The sequence below is a fragment of the Acinetobacter genomosp. 33YU genome (assembly GCF_001990725.1).
Taxonomy (GTDB): domain Bacteria; phylum Pseudomonadota; class Gammaproteobacteria; order Pseudomonadales; family Moraxellaceae; genus Acinetobacter; species Acinetobacter seifertii.
In genome coordinates this window covers 124,644-140,972 of sequence record NZ_LFZQ01000002.1, presented here as the reverse complement: position 1 = coordinate 140,972, position 16,329 = coordinate 124,644, and the positions used below count along the sequence as shown (strand labels likewise).

General features: G+C 38.2%; 18 protein-coding genes and 1 tRNA gene. 9 read left to right on the top strand and 10 right to left on the bottom strand.

Annotation, left to right across the window (positions count from 1 at the left end):
• Nucleotides 1-52: 52 nt before the first annotated feature.
• Genes AC056_RS01890 through AC056_RS01875 form a run of 4 tightly spaced genes read right to left on the bottom strand, consistent with a single transcriptional unit; the run spans nucleotide 53 to nucleotide 3,210 of the window.
• A complete protein-coding gene (locus AC056_RS01890; RefSeq protein ID WP_077162568.1) occupies nucleotides 53-1,579 on the bottom strand; it encodes an aromatic/alkene/methane monooxygenase hydroxylase/oxygenase subunit alpha in 1,527 nt (508 codons plus the stop codon).
• Nucleotides 1,580-1,624: 45 nt separating this feature from the next.
• A complete protein-coding gene (locus tag AC056_RS01885) occupies nucleotides 1,625-1,891 on the bottom strand; it encodes an MmoB/DmpM family protein (protein WP_000049450.1) in 267 nt (88 codons plus the stop codon).
• 11 nt (nucleotides 1,892-1,902) lie between these two features.
• Complete coding sequence (locus tag AC056_RS01880; protein WP_077162567.1) at nucleotides 1,903-2,901, bottom strand: aromatic/alkene monooxygenase hydroxylase subunit beta; 999 nt, start codon at nucleotides 2,899-2,901, stop codon at nucleotides 1,903-1,905.
• A gap of 21 nt (nucleotides 2,902-2,922) precedes the next feature.
• Nucleotides 2,923-3,210, bottom strand: coding sequence for a phenol hydroxylase subunit (locus AC056_RS01875; protein ID WP_077162566.1), 288 nt, complete (start codon nucleotides 3,208-3,210; stop codon nucleotides 2,923-2,925).
• Nucleotides 3,211-3,578: 368 nt separating this feature from the next.
• On the opposite strand from AC056_RS01875, the gene mobR reads away from it, so the two are divergent.
• Nucleotides 3,579-5,249 (top strand): phenol degradation transcriptional regulator MobR, encoded by a 1,671-nt coding sequence (gene mobR, locus AC056_RS01865; protein ID WP_077162565.1) that lies wholly within the window; start codon nucleotides 3,579-3,581, stop codon nucleotides 5,247-5,249.
• 57 nt (nucleotides 5,250-5,306) lie between these two features.
• Here the strand turns inward: mobR and AC056_RS01860 are convergent, their stop codons facing one another.
• Nucleotides 5,307-5,507: a heavy-metal-associated domain-containing protein gene (locus tag AC056_RS01860; protein WP_077162564.1), complete on the bottom strand. Its 201-nt coding sequence runs from the start codon at nucleotides 5,505-5,507 to the stop codon at nucleotides 5,307-5,309.
• A gap of 166 nt (nucleotides 5,508-5,673) precedes the next feature.
• Here AC056_RS01860 and AC056_RS01855 point away from each other — a divergent pair, with 166 nt between their 5' ends.
• From AC056_RS01855 to AC056_RS01845, 3 genes are all read left to right on the top strand, one after another.
• Nucleotides 5,674-8,145, top strand: coding sequence for a heavy metal translocating P-type ATPase (locus AC056_RS01855; RefSeq protein ID WP_077162563.1), 2,472 nt, complete (start codon nucleotides 5,674-5,676; stop codon nucleotides 8,143-8,145).
• A 75-nt stretch (nucleotides 8,146-8,220) separates the two neighbouring features.
• Complete coding sequence (cueR, locus tag AC056_RS01850; protein WP_005070253.1) at nucleotides 8,221-8,622, top strand: Cu(I)-responsive transcriptional regulator; 402 nt, start codon at nucleotides 8,221-8,223, stop codon at nucleotides 8,620-8,622.
• Nucleotides 8,623-8,651: 29 nt separating this feature from the next.
• Nucleotides 8,652-9,059: a GFA family protein gene (locus tag AC056_RS01845; RefSeq protein WP_077162562.1), complete on the top strand. Its 408-nt coding sequence runs from the start codon at nucleotides 8,652-8,654 to the stop codon at nucleotides 9,057-9,059.
• A gap of 603 nt (nucleotides 9,060-9,662) precedes the next feature.
• On the opposite strand, the gene AC056_RS01840 is transcribed toward AC056_RS01845, so the two are convergent.
• Nucleotides 9,663-10,019 carry a four-helix bundle copper-binding protein gene (locus AC056_RS01840; RefSeq protein ID WP_077162561.1) on the bottom strand — a complete coding sequence of 119 codons (357 nt, stop codon included), beginning with the start codon at nucleotides 10,017-10,019 and terminating at the stop codon, nucleotides 9,663-9,665.
• Nucleotides 10,020-10,497: 478 nt separating this feature from the next.
• A complete protein-coding gene (locus AC056_RS01835; RefSeq protein ID WP_039250660.1) occupies nucleotides 10,498-10,827 on the bottom strand; it encodes a hypothetical protein in 330 nt (109 codons plus the stop codon).
• A gap of 374 nt (nucleotides 10,828-11,201) precedes the next feature.
• Between AC056_RS01835 and AC056_RS01830 the strand changes: the two genes are divergently transcribed.
• Nucleotides 11,202-11,795, top strand: coding sequence for a LysE family translocator (locus AC056_RS01830; protein WP_004702695.1), 594 nt, complete (start codon nucleotides 11,202-11,204; stop codon nucleotides 11,793-11,795).
• Nucleotides 11,796-11,842: 47 nt separating this feature from the next.
• On the top strand, nucleotides 11,843-12,061 hold the full coding sequence (locus tag AC056_RS01825) for a hypothetical protein (protein WP_004702694.1): 219 nt from the start codon (nucleotides 11,843-11,845) through the stop codon (nucleotides 12,059-12,061).
• Nucleotides 12,062-12,299: 238 nt separating this feature from the next.
• Here AC056_RS01825 and xseB read toward each other — a convergent pair whose 3' ends face one another.
• Together xseB and xseA are read right to left on the bottom strand one after the other, a co-directional pair.
• Nucleotides 12,300-12,494 (bottom strand): exodeoxyribonuclease VII small subunit, encoded by a 195-nt coding sequence (xseB, locus tag AC056_RS01820; protein WP_004702693.1) that lies wholly within the window; start codon nucleotides 12,492-12,494, stop codon nucleotides 12,300-12,302.
• Nucleotides 12,484-13,749 carry an exodeoxyribonuclease VII large subunit gene (xseA, locus tag AC056_RS01815; RefSeq protein WP_077162560.1) on the bottom strand — a complete coding sequence of 422 codons (1,266 nt, stop codon included), beginning with the start codon at nucleotides 13,747-13,749 and terminating at the stop codon, nucleotides 12,484-12,486. Before xseA ends, xseB begins: the two co-directional genes overlap by 11 nt.
• Before the next feature lie 266 nt (nucleotides 13,750-14,015).
• On the opposite strand from xseA, the gene AC056_RS01810 reads away from it, so the two are divergent.
• Nucleotides 14,016-14,092 (top strand) — tRNA-Met (locus AC056_RS01810).
• 174 nt (nucleotides 14,093-14,266) lie between these two features.
• Nucleotides 14,267-14,500, top strand: coding sequence for a hypothetical protein (locus AC056_RS01805; RefSeq protein ID WP_002119938.1), 234 nt, complete (start codon nucleotides 14,267-14,269; stop codon nucleotides 14,498-14,500).
• Between the two features lie 150 nt (nucleotides 14,501-14,650).
• On the opposite strand, the gene AC056_RS01800 is transcribed toward AC056_RS01805, so the two are convergent.
• Nucleotides 14,651-15,322, bottom strand: a complete 672-nt coding sequence (locus tag AC056_RS01800; RefSeq protein WP_004702689.1) for an XRE family transcriptional regulator — start codon at nucleotides 15,320-15,322, stop codon at nucleotides 14,651-14,653.
• Nucleotides 15,323-15,911: 589 nt separating this feature from the next.
• Between AC056_RS01800 and AC056_RS01790 the strand changes: the two genes are divergently transcribed.
• Complete coding sequence (locus tag AC056_RS01790) at nucleotides 15,912-16,301, top strand: hypothetical protein (RefSeq protein WP_077162558.1); 390 nt, start codon at nucleotides 15,912-15,914, stop codon at nucleotides 16,299-16,301.
• Nucleotides 16,302-16,329: the final 28 nt, after the last annotated feature.

Sequence of the window (16,329 nt, the reverse complement as noted above, 5' to 3'; positions counted from 1 at the left end):
CTCCTTATTTCCGATCAGGCAGCTTGATGACTGCCTGAACAATTCCTTGTGCTTAAGCTGCGTTGCCTTTCCATTTTTTCCAGCGCTGTTGGTCTGGTGAACCTTCAATATCCAGATTGTCGGCACCAACATTCATGCGGTAATAGTCGCGGAGCATGGCTTCGAGATCGCCACCACCACAGTTGCCTTGCAATATTTGATTTACAGGTAACCATGCTTGTATATATTTCTCAGGCTCACGCTCGAAAATGTCATGACAGCCATCTGAACAGGTGTGGTAGCGTTCGCCTTGGTAGATGCTATGGCGATAACTAAACTGAGTCGGATCATCGCCCATTTCGGTAAAAGTCATTGGAATCTGACAAACCTGACAAAGCTGTGGTAAACCTGCGCTATAGAAGCGTTTACCTTCGGCTTCCATTTTGCGAGCCAACTCCCATTTTGGACGGTAGTATTTATCAAAAGTGTCTGGATATTTAGCCGATAACCAATCCATTTCTTCGTCGGTTGGAATCCAAGTATGGAAACCAGCAGCATGACCAAAGTTATAGAAAATCCACCATGCTTGATGTGAGACATGCTCTTTTTCTTTCACAATGACATCGCTATATTTCGGCATGCGAATGCCATAACGGCTCAAATCTTTAAATAGCGCACCACCTGCCTGTTCAAAATAAACTTCCCAAGCTTCTTTCCACGACATCACTTTATTTGGCAGCATGTAATCCATCATCATGCCTACAATTGAAAGCAAACGCGTTCCACGCCAGAACCATTTATCAATCCATTCCTGCACAATCGGTACGTTGTCTTCATGTTGTTCGAGCAAGAATTTTACGATTTCAAGTCCAAGCGTCATGTGACGAGCTTCATCTGACTGAGCACTAAAACCAAAGGTCACGGTTGCCATATCGCCGTTATAAGCTGCACCCGACATAAACGGCACAAATAGTAAGTTGGTAAGTACATACTCAAAAGCAAAACTAATCGCTAATAAAAACTCGAAAGGGCCAGCAGAACGGGCATCTTCAAAAAATGATTTAGGCACAGACAAATACCAAACGCGGTCATGCATGTGCGCCCAATCCTGAAAACCATCAAAGAACTTGTTGTAATGGCTCATGGCATGAATTTGAGTCTGTACATGACGCAGCTCATCAATCGACTGCATCTGAGAAGCAATACGTGCTCCAATACCACTAAACTGGCGACCTACATGGGCATAGCCTTGATAGGCCTGATATTCAAGTGGGGTCACCGCTGTTAAAAAGAGTTTGATCGCATTTAAGTAACGTTCATTGCTGACATTCATCTGACCATTGTTTTGAGCAAAGGCATCAAAAATGGCATACAGTTTTTTCTCTTTTTCTGCCTGATATTTCCAGTAAGCATCCATGGTTAAACGGAATGGATCTTCCCATTTAGACCAGTCCGTAATTTTGATACCTTCAAACTCTTCATAAGGGAAGGCCTCTTTACGGTCAGCATAGGAAAAGTCCCAGTCCAGATCACGGGTTAATGCGCGGTAACGATCTTTCGCATTTAACTTTTTGCTGGTTTCTTTCGTTTGAGTTGTCATGATTGATCATCCTTAAATCTTTGTTAAACAACATCTATGTTGTGATTAATTCCAATGAAGACGGAAAGTATCGTCATCTTCTTCGACGTTGCCGCCCAGCGTAATCATGTTGAGTTGTAACGATTGGATGTCCCAATCTTGGCCTAGTTTTTCAGATACGGTTTCGGCTTTAATCACCAAATCAGTTTCACTTTCAATTCGGATCATGGCGGGTAAATACTGAATTGAAGCTTCAGGGTTATCTTCTTCAATCGCTTCGAGGATATAGCGTGAAGTATCGTTGTCTTGTAATGCGAGATAGACTTTAGACATGTTGCTGCTCCTTAAGCATTTGTAAGTGGTTGTAGGCCGAGTTTTTTTGCACGTTCAATAACGGCTTGTTCTGCTTGATCAACTGCATCTGCTGTTAAGGCTGCTGTTGCCCAAGGTGTAAAAGCTGCTTTTACTTGAGCTAAAGACTGAGTGACCCATTCATTTAATAGCTGTTTGTTATGATCGGACTCTGCAGCAGCAGTTTTAATGACGGTGTCTGACCACTTACGTAAATCACCTAAAGTATCTTTCATAAATTCAGTCAGCATGGCTAAGTCACGAGCATTTTGAGTGACTAACCACTGATCAAACTGTTGATAAACAAGCTCTGTCACAAAGCCGTCAATCACAAGATTTTGTAATAAGAAAAGTTTGAAGTAGTCTTGCTCGGTGAGGCTTTCTTCACACAAACGTCGTAAGCCTTGCCATGCAGGATGTTGCATCCAAGCCTGTTTTGCCTGTTGTAATGAATCGCCGCTATTACCATCTAAAGCTAGACCAATGCGTGAGATGTACTGCGCAATTCCTAAATGATCCATCGCGGCATAAATACAAGCTTGGGTAAGTACGGTGCCATACCCATAGGCACTTCCAGACATCATGTGTAAGTTTGCAGTTTGTTCAACGTGGCGAAATGGCAATAGGCATTCAATGACCTTGGCTTTGACTTCATCAGACAAGTGTTCTGCAAGCTGACGTTTTTCAAAAAAAGCAAAATTACTTTCGGCTGTATCCTGCAAACGTGCACGGTGTTGAACATAAGTTCCATAATAGAATTGACGTGGATCTTTAAATGCATACCAATCTTGCATTTGCAGGGCAGTATGGGTTTTATCATTTAAGGTTTTTTCAGGTTTCCACAAAGGACGATAGTGAAAGTTAGTTTCTGCCTGTACATCAAAACTGACTTCTTGATATCGGGTTGCTGGCTTACTACCAAATCGTCTTTCGATATAGGCGTAGTTCTGGCGGATAGGTTCGACATTTGACGTTTTGATTTCTAAAGTCATGGCTTTATCTCCTTATATTTTTTACATCAGATCATCGTGATCGTTGCTATTACGTTGCGTGCCGACTAAGATTGCTTCAGTGCCATAGCGCCATTTTTCTTCCTGAGCATCATTAAAAGCTTGTTGCTCTTGGGTCATTTCAACCACTTGATTGGTCTTACAAAAATCATTAAATGCATGTTTAGGTAAAACCAGTTCCACAAATAGACTTGGGTCGTGAATGGCAAAATCGAATTCGATGAACTCTGCGTTTAAGTCGCCAGTGACCCGGATATATTTGGTTAATATTTCGACTTGAGGTTGCGTCATGCTGTACTCCATCAAGACATGGTCTTGAAATTGATGAATGCTCCTTGCTCTCGCTATAAGCTTTACAAAAGCTATGCCAACTTTATTTTTATTATTAAAAACAATTAATTAAGATTTTTGTGGAAAGTAAGGCATTTTTAAAATTCACCATTTCATGAATTTTTTTGAATGGTGAAATAGAGATATTCATGATTTGATGAACAGGGTCGTAAAATTTCTTTTTAGAATGTTTGAAGCTTTAAAAGGAGAGATTTAGAAATACTTTTTTAGTATGAAGTTATGTCTTTAAGGTACTAGGATATTTATCTGGTTCTTCTATAAGATGGGATAACACCTAAATGTGTTTAATGGATTAAAACAGATCACTCATGGCTCGAGTAAAATACGATACAACGGGACGACACGCAGATCATCCGCAAGAAATTCACGATTTGCTGTCTAAACTGCACTTTGATACTGCCCACGGTCAAATCTGGTTTGATGAATATCGCATGCTGCTTTTACACACCAGCATTATGGGATATTTGCGTAAAGATTTAGCGCACATGATTGGGCTTGAGCGGACTAAACGTTTCTTTATTCGTTTAGGCTATCAAGCTGGCTTGAAGGATGCAGAAGTTACAACAAAGATGCGCCCTGATTTAAATGAGTACGATGCATTTATGGCCGGTCCACAAATGCATGCGATTCGTGGAATGGTTCAAGTACAGGCCAACCAGCTCAATTTAAGCCACGATAAAAAACAGTTTTATGCCGATTTAAATTGGCTTAACTCTTTTGAAGCCGATGTGCATTTAGAGCATTTTGGCCCGAGTGATGAACCTGCGTGCTGGATGCTTTTGGGTTATGCATGCGGATACAGCAGTTTTGCGACGGGCATGACCATTATTTATCAAGAAATAGAGTGTAAGGCCTGTGGCGATGAGCATTGCCGTATTATCGGTAAGCCTTTAGAAGAGTGGGAAAATGCAGATGAGTTGATTCAGTTCATGTCCCCCGAACCCATGGAAAAAGAACTGATTGCGTTGCAGGCTGAACTTTTTGAGCTTAAAAAATCAATTTATAGCGACAGTGAAGCCGATTACCAATTATTTAGTTCTGTGGGTAAGTCAGCCTCTTATAAACAGGTCTGTGCATTATTAACCAAAGCTGCGGGTTCGAAAGTTTCCATTTTGCTACAAGGCGAAACAGGGGTTGGTAAAGAAGCTTTTGCAAGAGGGGTTCATGAAAATAGCCAAAGAAAAGAGCAACCTTTTATTGCGGTAAACTGTGCAGCGATTCCACCAGAGTTAATAGAGTCTGAATTATTTGGGGTAGAAAAAGGTGCCTATACAGGAGCGCATCAATCTCGTTTGGGCAAGTTTGAACGAGCCAATCGCGGTACTATTTTTTTAGACGAAGTAATTGAGCTTTCACCTCGTGCACAAGCGGCACTATTACGCATTTTGCAAGAAGGTGAATTTGAGCGAGTTGGAGATTCGCAGACACGTATTTTAGATGTCCGTGTAATTACAGCAACCAATGAAGACCTTGCACAAGCGGTGAAAACAGGACGATTTCGGGCAGATTTGTATTATCGCTTAAATATTTTTCCAGTTCAGATTCCGCCTTTGCGGGAGCGCCGTGAAGACATTCCTTTACTGGTTGAACACTTTCTTCATCGTTTTGAAAAAATGTACGGCAAAACCATTCAGGGCGTAAGTGAAAAGACCAAAGTTTTTATGCAGCAATATGAATGGCCGGGAAATATTCGTGAGTTGGAAAACTTATTAGAAAGGGCGGTTTTATTAACGGACGATCAGCAACTGATTAAGTTAAATGCCATTTTCCCACAGATCAAGCATGACCCAGAGCAGGCTGTAGCTGTTGAAACTGACTTTGAGCAATTATTAAAGGCAGAGTTTAATTTAGAAGAACACGAAAAGCAGTTAATTTTAACAGCTTTAAAAAAGGCAAATCATAATGTGTCAGAAGCGGCACGCTTATTGGGACTAACTCGGGCAGCACTGGATTATCGAATTAAAAAATTTCAGCTTTGAGTCAATATCAACAAGCTCAAAAATAAAGGCCTAACTTTAAACGTTAGGCCTTATTGATTATTGCACTTGAGCAGGGAAACCATCTTCTTCAAGTGCTTCAGTAATTTTATCGACGCTTTCACTGCTTTCAACAGTCACGATTTTGGTCGCTAAGTCCACATCTACTTTTGCATTTGGATCGATATCTTGAATCGTCGCAGTCACGCCACGAGCGCAGCCACCACACGTCATATTTTCAATAAGTAGTTTCATGTTCATACTCCATCAAGAATGAGATGTTTGTTTGGATAACACTGAGTCTAAACCTTGTCATGATTGTAAGGTCAAGACCAATTTTTTAAAAAAATATGCTTGACCTTCCCATGATGGGAATCTGTATGCTCAATACAGAATATTAAATTTTGCAGATTTGCAGAGGTGTTTGATGGACTCAAAAAACACAAAATTGCCAGCATATAGTGAAACACTTCCAATCGAAGGCATGACCTGTGCCTCCTGTGTAGGTCGTGTCGAAAAAGCACTTAAGAAAGTTGAAAATGTAGAGATTGCTAATGTTAATTTGGCAACAGAAAAAGCTGTTGTTTATTCAAATCAACCGATCCACCGTGAAGCACTGGTTAAAGCAGTTGAACGAGCAGGTTATGATGTTCCAAAAGCCGCACCAGTAGAGTTGTCTATTGAGGGCATGACCTGTGCATCTTGTGTGGCACGTGTTGAAAAAGCCCTTAAAAAAGTAGACGGCGTTCAAGAAGCCACAGTCAACTTAGCAACAGAGCAGGCTTGGGTGCAGGCAGATAATTCAGTCAATGTCGAAGACTTAATTCGCGCTGTTAAAAAAGCAGGTTACGACGCGAAAGCATCTGAAAAAAATCAAGATGAGCAACTCGACAAAAAAGCGTCAGAGTTAGGTCAGCTTAAAAAAGATTTAATCATTTCGGTTGTATTGGCCTTACCTGTGTTTATTTTGGAAATGGGGTCACATCTCATTCCAGCTTTTCACATGTGGGTCATGCACACCATTGGTCAATACAACAGCTGGCTTTTACAGTTTGTTTTGACCACATTAGTACTCGTTTTTCCTGGTCGCCGTTTTTACCAAAAAGGTATTCCAGCCTTATGGCGTTTAGCACCCGATATGAACTCGCTGGTTGCAGTTGGAACCTTGGCTGCCTATAGCTTTTCAGTCGTGGCAACTTTTATGCCGCAGGTATTACCACAAGGCACGGTCAATGTTTACTTTGAAGCGGCTGCCGTTATTGTCAGTTTAATTTTGCTTGGGCGATATTTTGAAGCCAAAGCTAAAGGACGAACCTCGCAAGCCATTCAACACCTAGTGGGAATGCAGCCCAAAACAGCTCGTATTCAGCGTGACGGTCAAGTGGTGGAAGTTGCTGTTGCTGAAGTGGTCAGTGGAACGATTGTAGAAATTCGTCCGGGTGAACGTGTGCCAGTCGATGGTGAAGTGGTTGAAGGGCATAGCTACATTGATGAATCTATGATTACGGGTGAGCCTGTTCCTGTTGAAAAAATAGTAGGGCATCAAGTGGTTGGAGGCACGGTCAATCAGAACGGTACTCTAAACATTCGGGCAACCTCAGTGGGTAGCTCGTCTGTGCTTTCACAAATTATTCGTATGGTTGAACAAGCCCAAGGTTCTAAACTTCCGATTCAGGGTTTGGTCGATAAAGTCACCATGTGGTTTGTACCGGCTGTCATGCTAATTGCTGCAATTACTTTCTTGATTTGGTTTATTTGGGGGCCAGAGCCTGCGCTGACTTTTGGTTTAGTGAATGCTGTTGCGGTACTCATTATCGCGTGCCCTTGTGCGATGGGGCTTGCAACACCAACCTCAATTATGGTGGGTACTGGGCGTGGTGCTGAGTTAGGAGTCCTATTCCGTAAAGGTGAAGCTTTGCAGCTTTTACAAGAAGCACAGGTTGTTGCCGTTGATAAAACGGGAACACTCACCGAAGGTAAACCGACACTCACTGACTTTAATGTGCAATCTGGCTTTGAACCTAAACAAGTGCTGACTTTAGTTGCTTCAGTCGAAGCTAAGTCTGAACACCCGATTGCTCTTGCGATTGTTCAAGCAGCAGAAAGTGAAGGCTTAAACTTATTACCCGTAACAGCATTTAACTCGATTACAGGTTCAGGTATTGAGGCGGAAGTATCAGGTCAAAAAGTACAAATTGGCGCAGACCGTTATATGCACCAACTTGGTTTAGATACCAACTCATTCCAAGCGATTGCTGCTCAGTTAGGTGAAGAAGGAAAAACACCGCTATATGTTGCTATTGATCAGAAACTAGCTGCAATCATTGCTGTGGCAGACCCCATTAAAGAGACAACCTATGCTGCGATTGAGGCCTTGCATCAATTAGGTCTCAAAGTTGCCATGATTACAGGAGACAACCGTCATACGGCGAAAACAATTGCCAAAAAGCTGAATATTGATGAAGTTGTGGCAGAGGTTTTACCCGAAGGCAAAGTTGATACAGTTCGCCAACTACAAAAACAATATGGTCGTTTGGCTTTCGTAGGCGATGGCATTAACGATGCACCAGCCTTGGCGCAAGCAGATGTTGGCTTAGCGATTGGTACAGGAACAGATGTTGCGATTGAAGCTGCCGATGTTGTGTTGATGTCAGGTAGTTTAAAAGGTGTACCGAACGCAATTGCATTAAGTAAAGCCACCATGCGAAACATACGTCAAAATCTGTTCTGGGCATTTGTATATAACGTTGCACTTATTCCAATTGCAGCAGGTGCACTATATCCAGTATTTGGTGTATTACTTTCACCTATGTTTGCAGCAGGTGCGATGGCACTTTCTTCGGTTTTTGTTTTAGGCAATGCATTACGCTTAAAACGTTTTCATGCGCCCGTACAGTAAGGGTGCTGAAAATTAACTTTTGGTTTAAGATCATGACAACAGGTCTTAAACCAAATTTAATATTTGAGGTGTGAGATGAATATCGGTCAGGCATCCAAACATTCGGGCATTTCGGCGAAAATGATTCGCTACTATGAAGAAATCGGTTTACTTGAAGCAGCTCAGCGTTCTGCTTCTGGCTATCGTATTTATTCAGAAACAGACCTTAAAACTTTAAACTTTTTAAAGCATGCTCGTGAGTTAGGTTTTTCATCTGAACAAATGAAAGAGCTTATTTCGCTTTGGAAAAATACAGATCGGCATAGTGCAGAGGTGAAAGCCTTAACCGTAAAACATATTGCCGAATTAAAACAGAAAATTGCCCATCTCCAAGAAATGGTCAATATTTTGCAGGCTTCAGCCGATGATTGCTGCGGTAACCAGCAAGCTTCTTGTGCGATCTTAGATCACATTGAAAAAGGTGTAGGTGTAAGCTAAGTTTCATTAAAATAAAAAAAGGAAAAATCATGGCTTATACAGCTTCTTGTCTTTGTAATGGGATTCAACTGCGCATTAATGCCGAATTAGAACCCATCATGGTTTGTCATTGCACGCAGTGCCAAAAAGCCCAAGGTGCTGCTTTCGCTGCCATTACTCAAGTACAAAAAAATGACTTAAATATTGTGCAAGGTGAAAACCTCTTACAGGCTTATTTTGCATCGCCTAATAAAAAGAGAGTGTTCTGTAAAACCTGTGGTTCACCGATCTGGAGTGAACGTTTAGATAAACCTGAAGTAGTGCGTTTAAGGGTAGGGCTTATTAATGAAGAAATATCGACATCTGTCATTTCTCATGCTTTTGTGTCTTCAAAAGTGAAATGGTATCCAATTTGCGATAGTGCTCGCCAATATCAAAATGGAGTAGAAAACCCTTAAATATTAAGGTTGGATCGTATTTTATTCATTTGTAAAAAAACGTGAACAAGACTAGTCATGAATAAATAATGTGCTATAACTGTACCTAAGGTAATCGTAATATCTCCTCGATCCACAGGGAAACTTGGGACAGGGCAAAAGATACGATAAGACCTTACATATAGCTAGCAAAGAGCATGTAAGAGATGGATAGACACAAATCTTAGATTGCTCACCGTTGCAGAAAAGCCCGTGAAACGGGCTTTTTTAATGCCTGTAGAAAGCTATTTCTAGTTTGAGAAGTGCATAAATTTTTAGACTATTTATGAAAAATTAATGTAAAAATAACAAAATATTTTAAATAAACAGACTATTCTGTATTGTAATTTGTTTTTATTAAGGGTACATTTAATCAACGGTTTAAAGTTCAAGCTTAATAATGAACTCATGGTCGTTGTGGGAGATCTAAGAGCCTGCATTTTCCCCAAGATGCGGGTTTTTTTTATGCTTAAAGAAAAGTAGTTATTCATCTCATCTAAAATTTTAATTTTCTAGTTCTTTGTTTTTTTAAATTTAAAAACCTACGAGCCTTATAGATCGTAGGTTTCTATGCTCATTAGGAAGTTAAGCACAATATGCCTGACAAGCTTGTGCACAAGCTAAACATGCTTTTGCACAAATCTGGCAATGTTCATGTTCATGCTTACTACATTCAGCAGCGCAGAGTTGGCATGCACTCGCACATAATTGCATAGCTTGTTCAGCAAGCTCGGAATGTCTTAATTCTAAAGACGTACATAACTGACAGGTTTCTACGCAGGTTAAACAATGCTTAATACATTCACGCATCATATGCACATGCTCTTCTTGTAAGCATGCAGAGGCACAATGTTTACAAGCAAACATACATTCGATGCAGGCTTGAATAGAATTAGATGCTTGACTAAATAAAGAAGGATCAGGGGTTTGCGAGCTATTCATTTTAATATTCTCCTTTTCAAATGCTTTTATTAAAAAACCGAATATTGTTATCTTTTTTCATTTTATAAAATCATTTCTCATACAGGGGCTTTTGAAATGAAAGGTCTACAAATGCTCAATAAGTGATTAACTTCGTATAAGAATGTTACATGTATTTGGCTCACTCAATTTTTGAAAGAAGATGAAACACGAAGAAGAAATTTCTCAAACAAGACATAAACTTTATTTCGATATAATACTTTTGGCTAATTTCTTATTGTGTGAATATTAGGCAAATTAGGAATGTGAACTTTGAAGGACACGAAATGGAAAACGTTAATCAATACGCTCACGGAGCTGAGCATGAAGTCCACATCCATTGCAAACGATCATTAAGTACATTAATACTGAGTATGTTCGTATTGATTACAACTGGTCGTTAAAAGAAAAAGCACCCGAGGGTGCTTTTTCTATATATAGCGACGATTAATAGATAATTTTAAGAACCTATAAAGCCGCGCCGTTTTTTGTAGGCTTTACGGTCATAAGAAGGAATATTTGACTGCTGAAGATCAATCGCCAGTTGTTTCTTGCGTTGAAACTGAACTTCATTAAGAAGAGCAGCATAAATTTTGGGTCGGTCAGTTTTAAACTTATCTACATCCAATGGAATCTTATCTTCATTCTTGACTAAATATAGAACAGAACCGTTTGCATTGGTTTCATATATTGTCCATCCAAGCCGAACAATGTAGAGACCGGTTTTCTGATTTTTACCTAAATAAGCTTTAAACCCATCGGGATGAGGGCGAACATAAGCATTCATCATGCATCCTCCATCAACTATTTAATTCGATGAAAGCGACAATCAATGAATTGATGGGGAGCGATACATCTATTCAATAAAATCACGATTTCTAATTGTATATATATTGATCAATTTAACAATTTCAAGTCATGTGATCATTTTGTGCAATAGTTAAAAAAATAATATAATCTGACTGAAACTCATTAAAAAATGTGTGACGTATTTTGCAAATTAAAAATTAAACAAATTATAATGAATCTAAGTTCAATTTTTAATATGATTATGATTTTAAAAATAAAAATGGATTTGTAATATTTCTTGTTACAACGATTTTGTCGACAATAGATGCTCTTTTTTGACATATTTCGCCTAGAGCAATCAGTGAGTTTTGGCCTATGGTGTCATTTTTATTTATTGGACTTGTAGTCACTATCTTGCTGACTCCAGGACCAACAAATACATTATTAGCCTCGGCTGGCTTACAAGCAGGGGTAAAGCATTCTCTTAAGTTAATTCCAGCAGAGGTAATAGGTTACCTGATCGCGATTACCTCATGGGGTGTTTTACTTGAGTCGGTATCTCATTTTATTCCATGGCTTCCAGCTATATTAAAATTGATGAGCGCGAGTTTCATTCTCTATCTTGCTTTTAAACTTTGGATAACATCGACTGAAGATATTAAGCTAGATCGACCACTGATCACGCCAAAGGCTTTATTTGTTGCGACACTTTTAAACCCTAAAGCGTTACTGTTTGCTTCAGCGATTTTTCCACATGCAGCGTGGGAAAATCCGAATTTGTATTTTATTCACATTGTTGTCTTTTTATCTTTAATTACCCCAATTGCTTTTTTATGGATTATGTTTGGAACAGTACTGATTTCAAATAAAGTAACTTGGTTGAATCAACGTAATTTACAACGTACGGCTGCATTTATTTTAACTTTTTTTGCGATGCCAATCGGCTATTCTGCGATTAGCTCATTTTAAACTTAACCGATTATTTATATTAAAAATTTATTTTTCAGGAGATTTTTATGAAAAGATTAAAAGTAATTATCAAGGATCAGTTTGACAAAGAATCAATTGCTTTGGCAAAAGTTAGACCAATGAATGACCATGCACTTGAACTTCATAAAAGCATTGAACATATTGAAATTAATGACGATATCATTTTGCCCAATATGGATTTGTTATATGAAAACCCTAAAGACGGCAAAATTTATCAGTTAATCGGTGCATTCAGTGAGGAATAACTATTAAAATTTAACAATAACCAACTACATAGTTTGTGTTTATTAGAGTCTCAATGGTGTAAATTAAGCCAAACTAACGTATAGACACAATTAAAATATTGAACATTGGTAGTCATTATGGGACTATGTTTTTTGCAAAAATGTGACCTAATCCTCATTTTTGCATTTCAGGACTAAGTGGTATTCACTAAGCCCATTCCTTCAATGAGAAGTAGGAATGGGCTTTTTTTATGAAATCTTATTCTTTGAAAGTTTCATCTAAAGCTTGTTGAACAGCTTCAATTCGAGACTTGCAAGCTTTGTAAGCGCTAATAGACTCTTCAACAACTTTCATTAAATTATCAATATCGGGACTTTCTTGAGATTCTAATAACTCAGCATTTTTCTTCAAAATATCATGACCATCTTTAAACGTTAACTCTTCATTCTTCATTTGGAATTACCTGTGTAATGTTGGCTTCAAGCACACCATCTTGCATTTCAATTGCAATGGCGGGGCTTGAAATTTGCTGTATAGAGCGAATAGCTTTTCCTTCAGATCTGACTATTGCATAGCCTTTGGCTTGAACCTGTTTCGGGTTTTGCAAAAGAATTTCCTTCATTAAAGATTCGATTTGAGCGAATGAAAATTTAACTTGTTGCTGTGAGCTAAACTGAATACGTTCTTTCATCTGGTCAAGTAGACGATGCGCCGAGTTAAGCTGATTTTGTGCCGAAGACTTAATGTGTTGAAGCAGTTGATCATTTTTGCTTTGATACGTCGTGATTTGATGCTGAGAAAGCAGCTTAATCGTTTGTAGACTATCTAGTGCTTCTTGTACGCGTTCAACAATATGGTTGCGAATACCAGCAATCACTTTACTTGGAGTATCAAACGAACGGTGTGCAATCTCATCAAGGATGGTACGGTCCTTTTCATGTCCGATACCAACCCAAACTGGTACGCTGCGTTTACAGAGAAGTGCTGCAAGCTCATAATCATTTAAATAAGCTAAATCATTTACAGCACCACCCCCACGAATAATTACAATCAGATCGGGTGGGAAGTTATAACGATTTGCCCATTGCTTTAAGCCAGTTGCCAACGACTCCATCAGACTAACGGCAGCCGTATTGCCCTGAAAGGTAGCACTTTGATAAACAAAATGACAAACCCCATTTCGCTCAAGAGCGTCTGCATCTTTTTTAAAATCACCGAGGCCCGCAGCATTTTGAGGAGCAATCACTAAAACATTTTGTATATCAAAAGGAGTAGGGATGAGTTTATTTTTATGAATTAAACCTTCTTGAGTTAAACGTTCCACAATTTGTTGATAACGTTTTGCAATTTCACCAAGTGTAAAACTTGAGTCTATCTCTTCAATATTGACTGAAAATCCATATTGCGGATCAAAACGCGCTCTAATTTTAATTAAAACATTTAAGTCACTTGCTAACTCAATTCCTGTTTCACGTTCAAACTTAAGAACAATTTTACTCGCTGAAAATTTCCAGATGGTTGCCTTACAACTGGCGATGACTTTATCTGTATCTGCGTCTTTCTCTGCAAGTTCTAAATAGTAATGTCCACCTTTAATATTTAAATTCCGAATCTCTGCTCTAACCCATACGGGATCGTCAAAGGTCAGGCGTATGACTTCCTGCACAGTGCCGAGATATTCACTTAGCGAGAACTGAGGATCAGACATATAAACTATAAATGTATTAATGATAGAAAGAATCTAGATAGTATAAAAGCTATCCAAGCAAGGCAATTGGTGTCTATAAATATCGGGTTCTATTTAAAATAAATACAACAATTTAACGAGCTAAAAGTTGGAAATTGATACGCCTATTTAGAGCAAGTGGTAAAAAATGAAAAAATTAATAAAAAGATAATTGTTAATAATTACAAACGATTAAAAAATAAAGTTTGCTTTATAAAATATATAGGCGTATAAAGCTTACTTCCAATTGCGGGGTGGAGCAGTCTGGTAGCTCGTCGGGCTCATAACCCGAAGGTCGTTGGTTCAAATCCGACTCCCGCATCCAAAAATATTATGCTCTGTGATGTATCACTTTTCATGATACGAACTCATGAAAAGCAATTAGCTTATAAATAACCCTATATCAAGCTAAATATTAAATTCTAGACGAACTGTCCATACCTTAAATCTAGCGTTCTAATTACATACCGTAAAATCACATGAGCTCAGTGATGAGTAAATGATTGTGAATATAGTAAATGAGTGGCACATTGCCACAGCCGTAAATGGTAATGAAATTAATGTGAGGATTGTTCCTCATGTACGTAAACAAAACTCTCTCGATGGATATCGTTGGGTTGAAGTTGGTAAAAAAATTCAACTTCAGTCAGGCGAAGAAATTGAGCTAAACCAAGATGGAAAAAGCTTCTATGCTGGTTTTAATCAACTTTATCGTTTAAATACATATTGTTGATAACACATGGCACTAAAGCGTAAAAACCTATCTCTTTTTATGGAGATAGGTTTTTTTATATTTATAGAGTATAGAAATAATTAAAACTATAAAAAAGTAAAGTCTACGTAAATTTTGAAATTATTATTTTAACTATATTTAATAACTTAATTAACCTGCTCGCCAGAACTGACGGCCCATAACCTTAAAGTTTTTACCGTTCTCTTCAGTTACACGGCGGTCTCTAAATTTTTCATTTAAGCTATGCAAAATTAAAGAACCATCTGCCTCTTTAAAAATTTGTTTAATCATTCCTTCGCCAGCGAAATAAACAGCATAAATCTCACCATCAATGACTTCAGTCTGAGAAATATCAATGCCAACCAAATCCCCATCTTTAATGTAATCGGTCATGCTATCGCCTTTGGCTTTAATAATCCGCATACACTCTTGAGGAACGCGCTTTTCTTTAAAAAAAGAAGCAGGAAAAGGAATTTTTCCATTAATTGCATCAAAATGAAATTCGATTGATTCACCTGTACCACAAGAAAAACTTGCTTCAACTACATCAATCCACAGATATTGGTCTACTACATCATGACTTACCACAGTAGGACTAAACACATCACTTTCTTTAAAAGAGTCTTCTGAGTTACCAGTGGTAAGCCAATAAGCATCTACACCTAAAAACTGTGCAATAAGTGGAAGAAAAGCAGATTTTAAGTTCTTTCCCGATTCTAAAGCTTGGTAGGCAGGCTGAGACATTTTTACTGCTTCAGCAACTTCTGCCTGAGTTTTCTTAGCTTTAATCCTTGAATCTTTTAAACGGTCTTTAAGAGCCATAGTGATCGCACCAGCTAATTTATAACAAATATATAACTTAAGTTATATTTAGTAAAACAACTATAGTTATTGACTAATAATAACTATAGTTATAATATCGGTTATAAGGAACCATTGATAGAATGACCTAAATATTTTACTTAAATATATTTTTAATTTTTATCAATGGCTTAGTAAGTAGTGATTATTATTCTGCCTCAATGGATGACAGAATATAAATAATGGCGATAGTGAATCAGTGATAGAGATCAGCTATCAAAAACAAAAAATGAAATAAAAAAAGCCCGATTCCGTGGATCAGGCTTAATGTTCGTCGATAAAGGGTATCAAGAACATGAAGAATCTAACAAAGAATTTAATGACTCACAAAAGTTTCCGATATACGGCAGCATGTTATGTCAAATTTTTGGTCAAAAAAGTGAAGCAATTCATCAACTTTACTCTTTTTTCTTGTTCTTATGCCAATGCTTAAGTGTTGGTAAAAGGTCTATGAGATTGAGCGATTTTATTTAAATAGTTTCTCTAAAAAGGTATTAAATAACATTGGTTTATAAGATTTTATCCTTTTAGAGCTTGTGAGGATTGAGTTATGGGAAAGTTTTTAACGACTGATGGATTAGTGACTACTTTTAATCTCTATGGGACAGTAATAATGGTTGGCCTAGCAATAAGTTTGGTTGTTGCTGTTGTTCTAATCATGCGTTTTCCTCGTTCACCTCAAGAATGGGTAGTCGGTTTGATTTGTACTATTGTCTCAAGCTTGACAGGTGGCTCATTCATTATCATGAAATGGAATTTGCATGAATGGGTAACAGATATATGGGGAATGATTACTTTAGGTGGATTCTTCTTTATTTGTGGATTACCTGGCTGGGCGATTGTGAGGTGGATATTTAACTTCATTAATAAACAAGAAGGAAAAACCATTGTTGAAGTGATGAAAGACTTAAAAAAAGCAAAAGATGATATTCAAAATTAATATCTAACAGTAGGTGATATAAATGAGG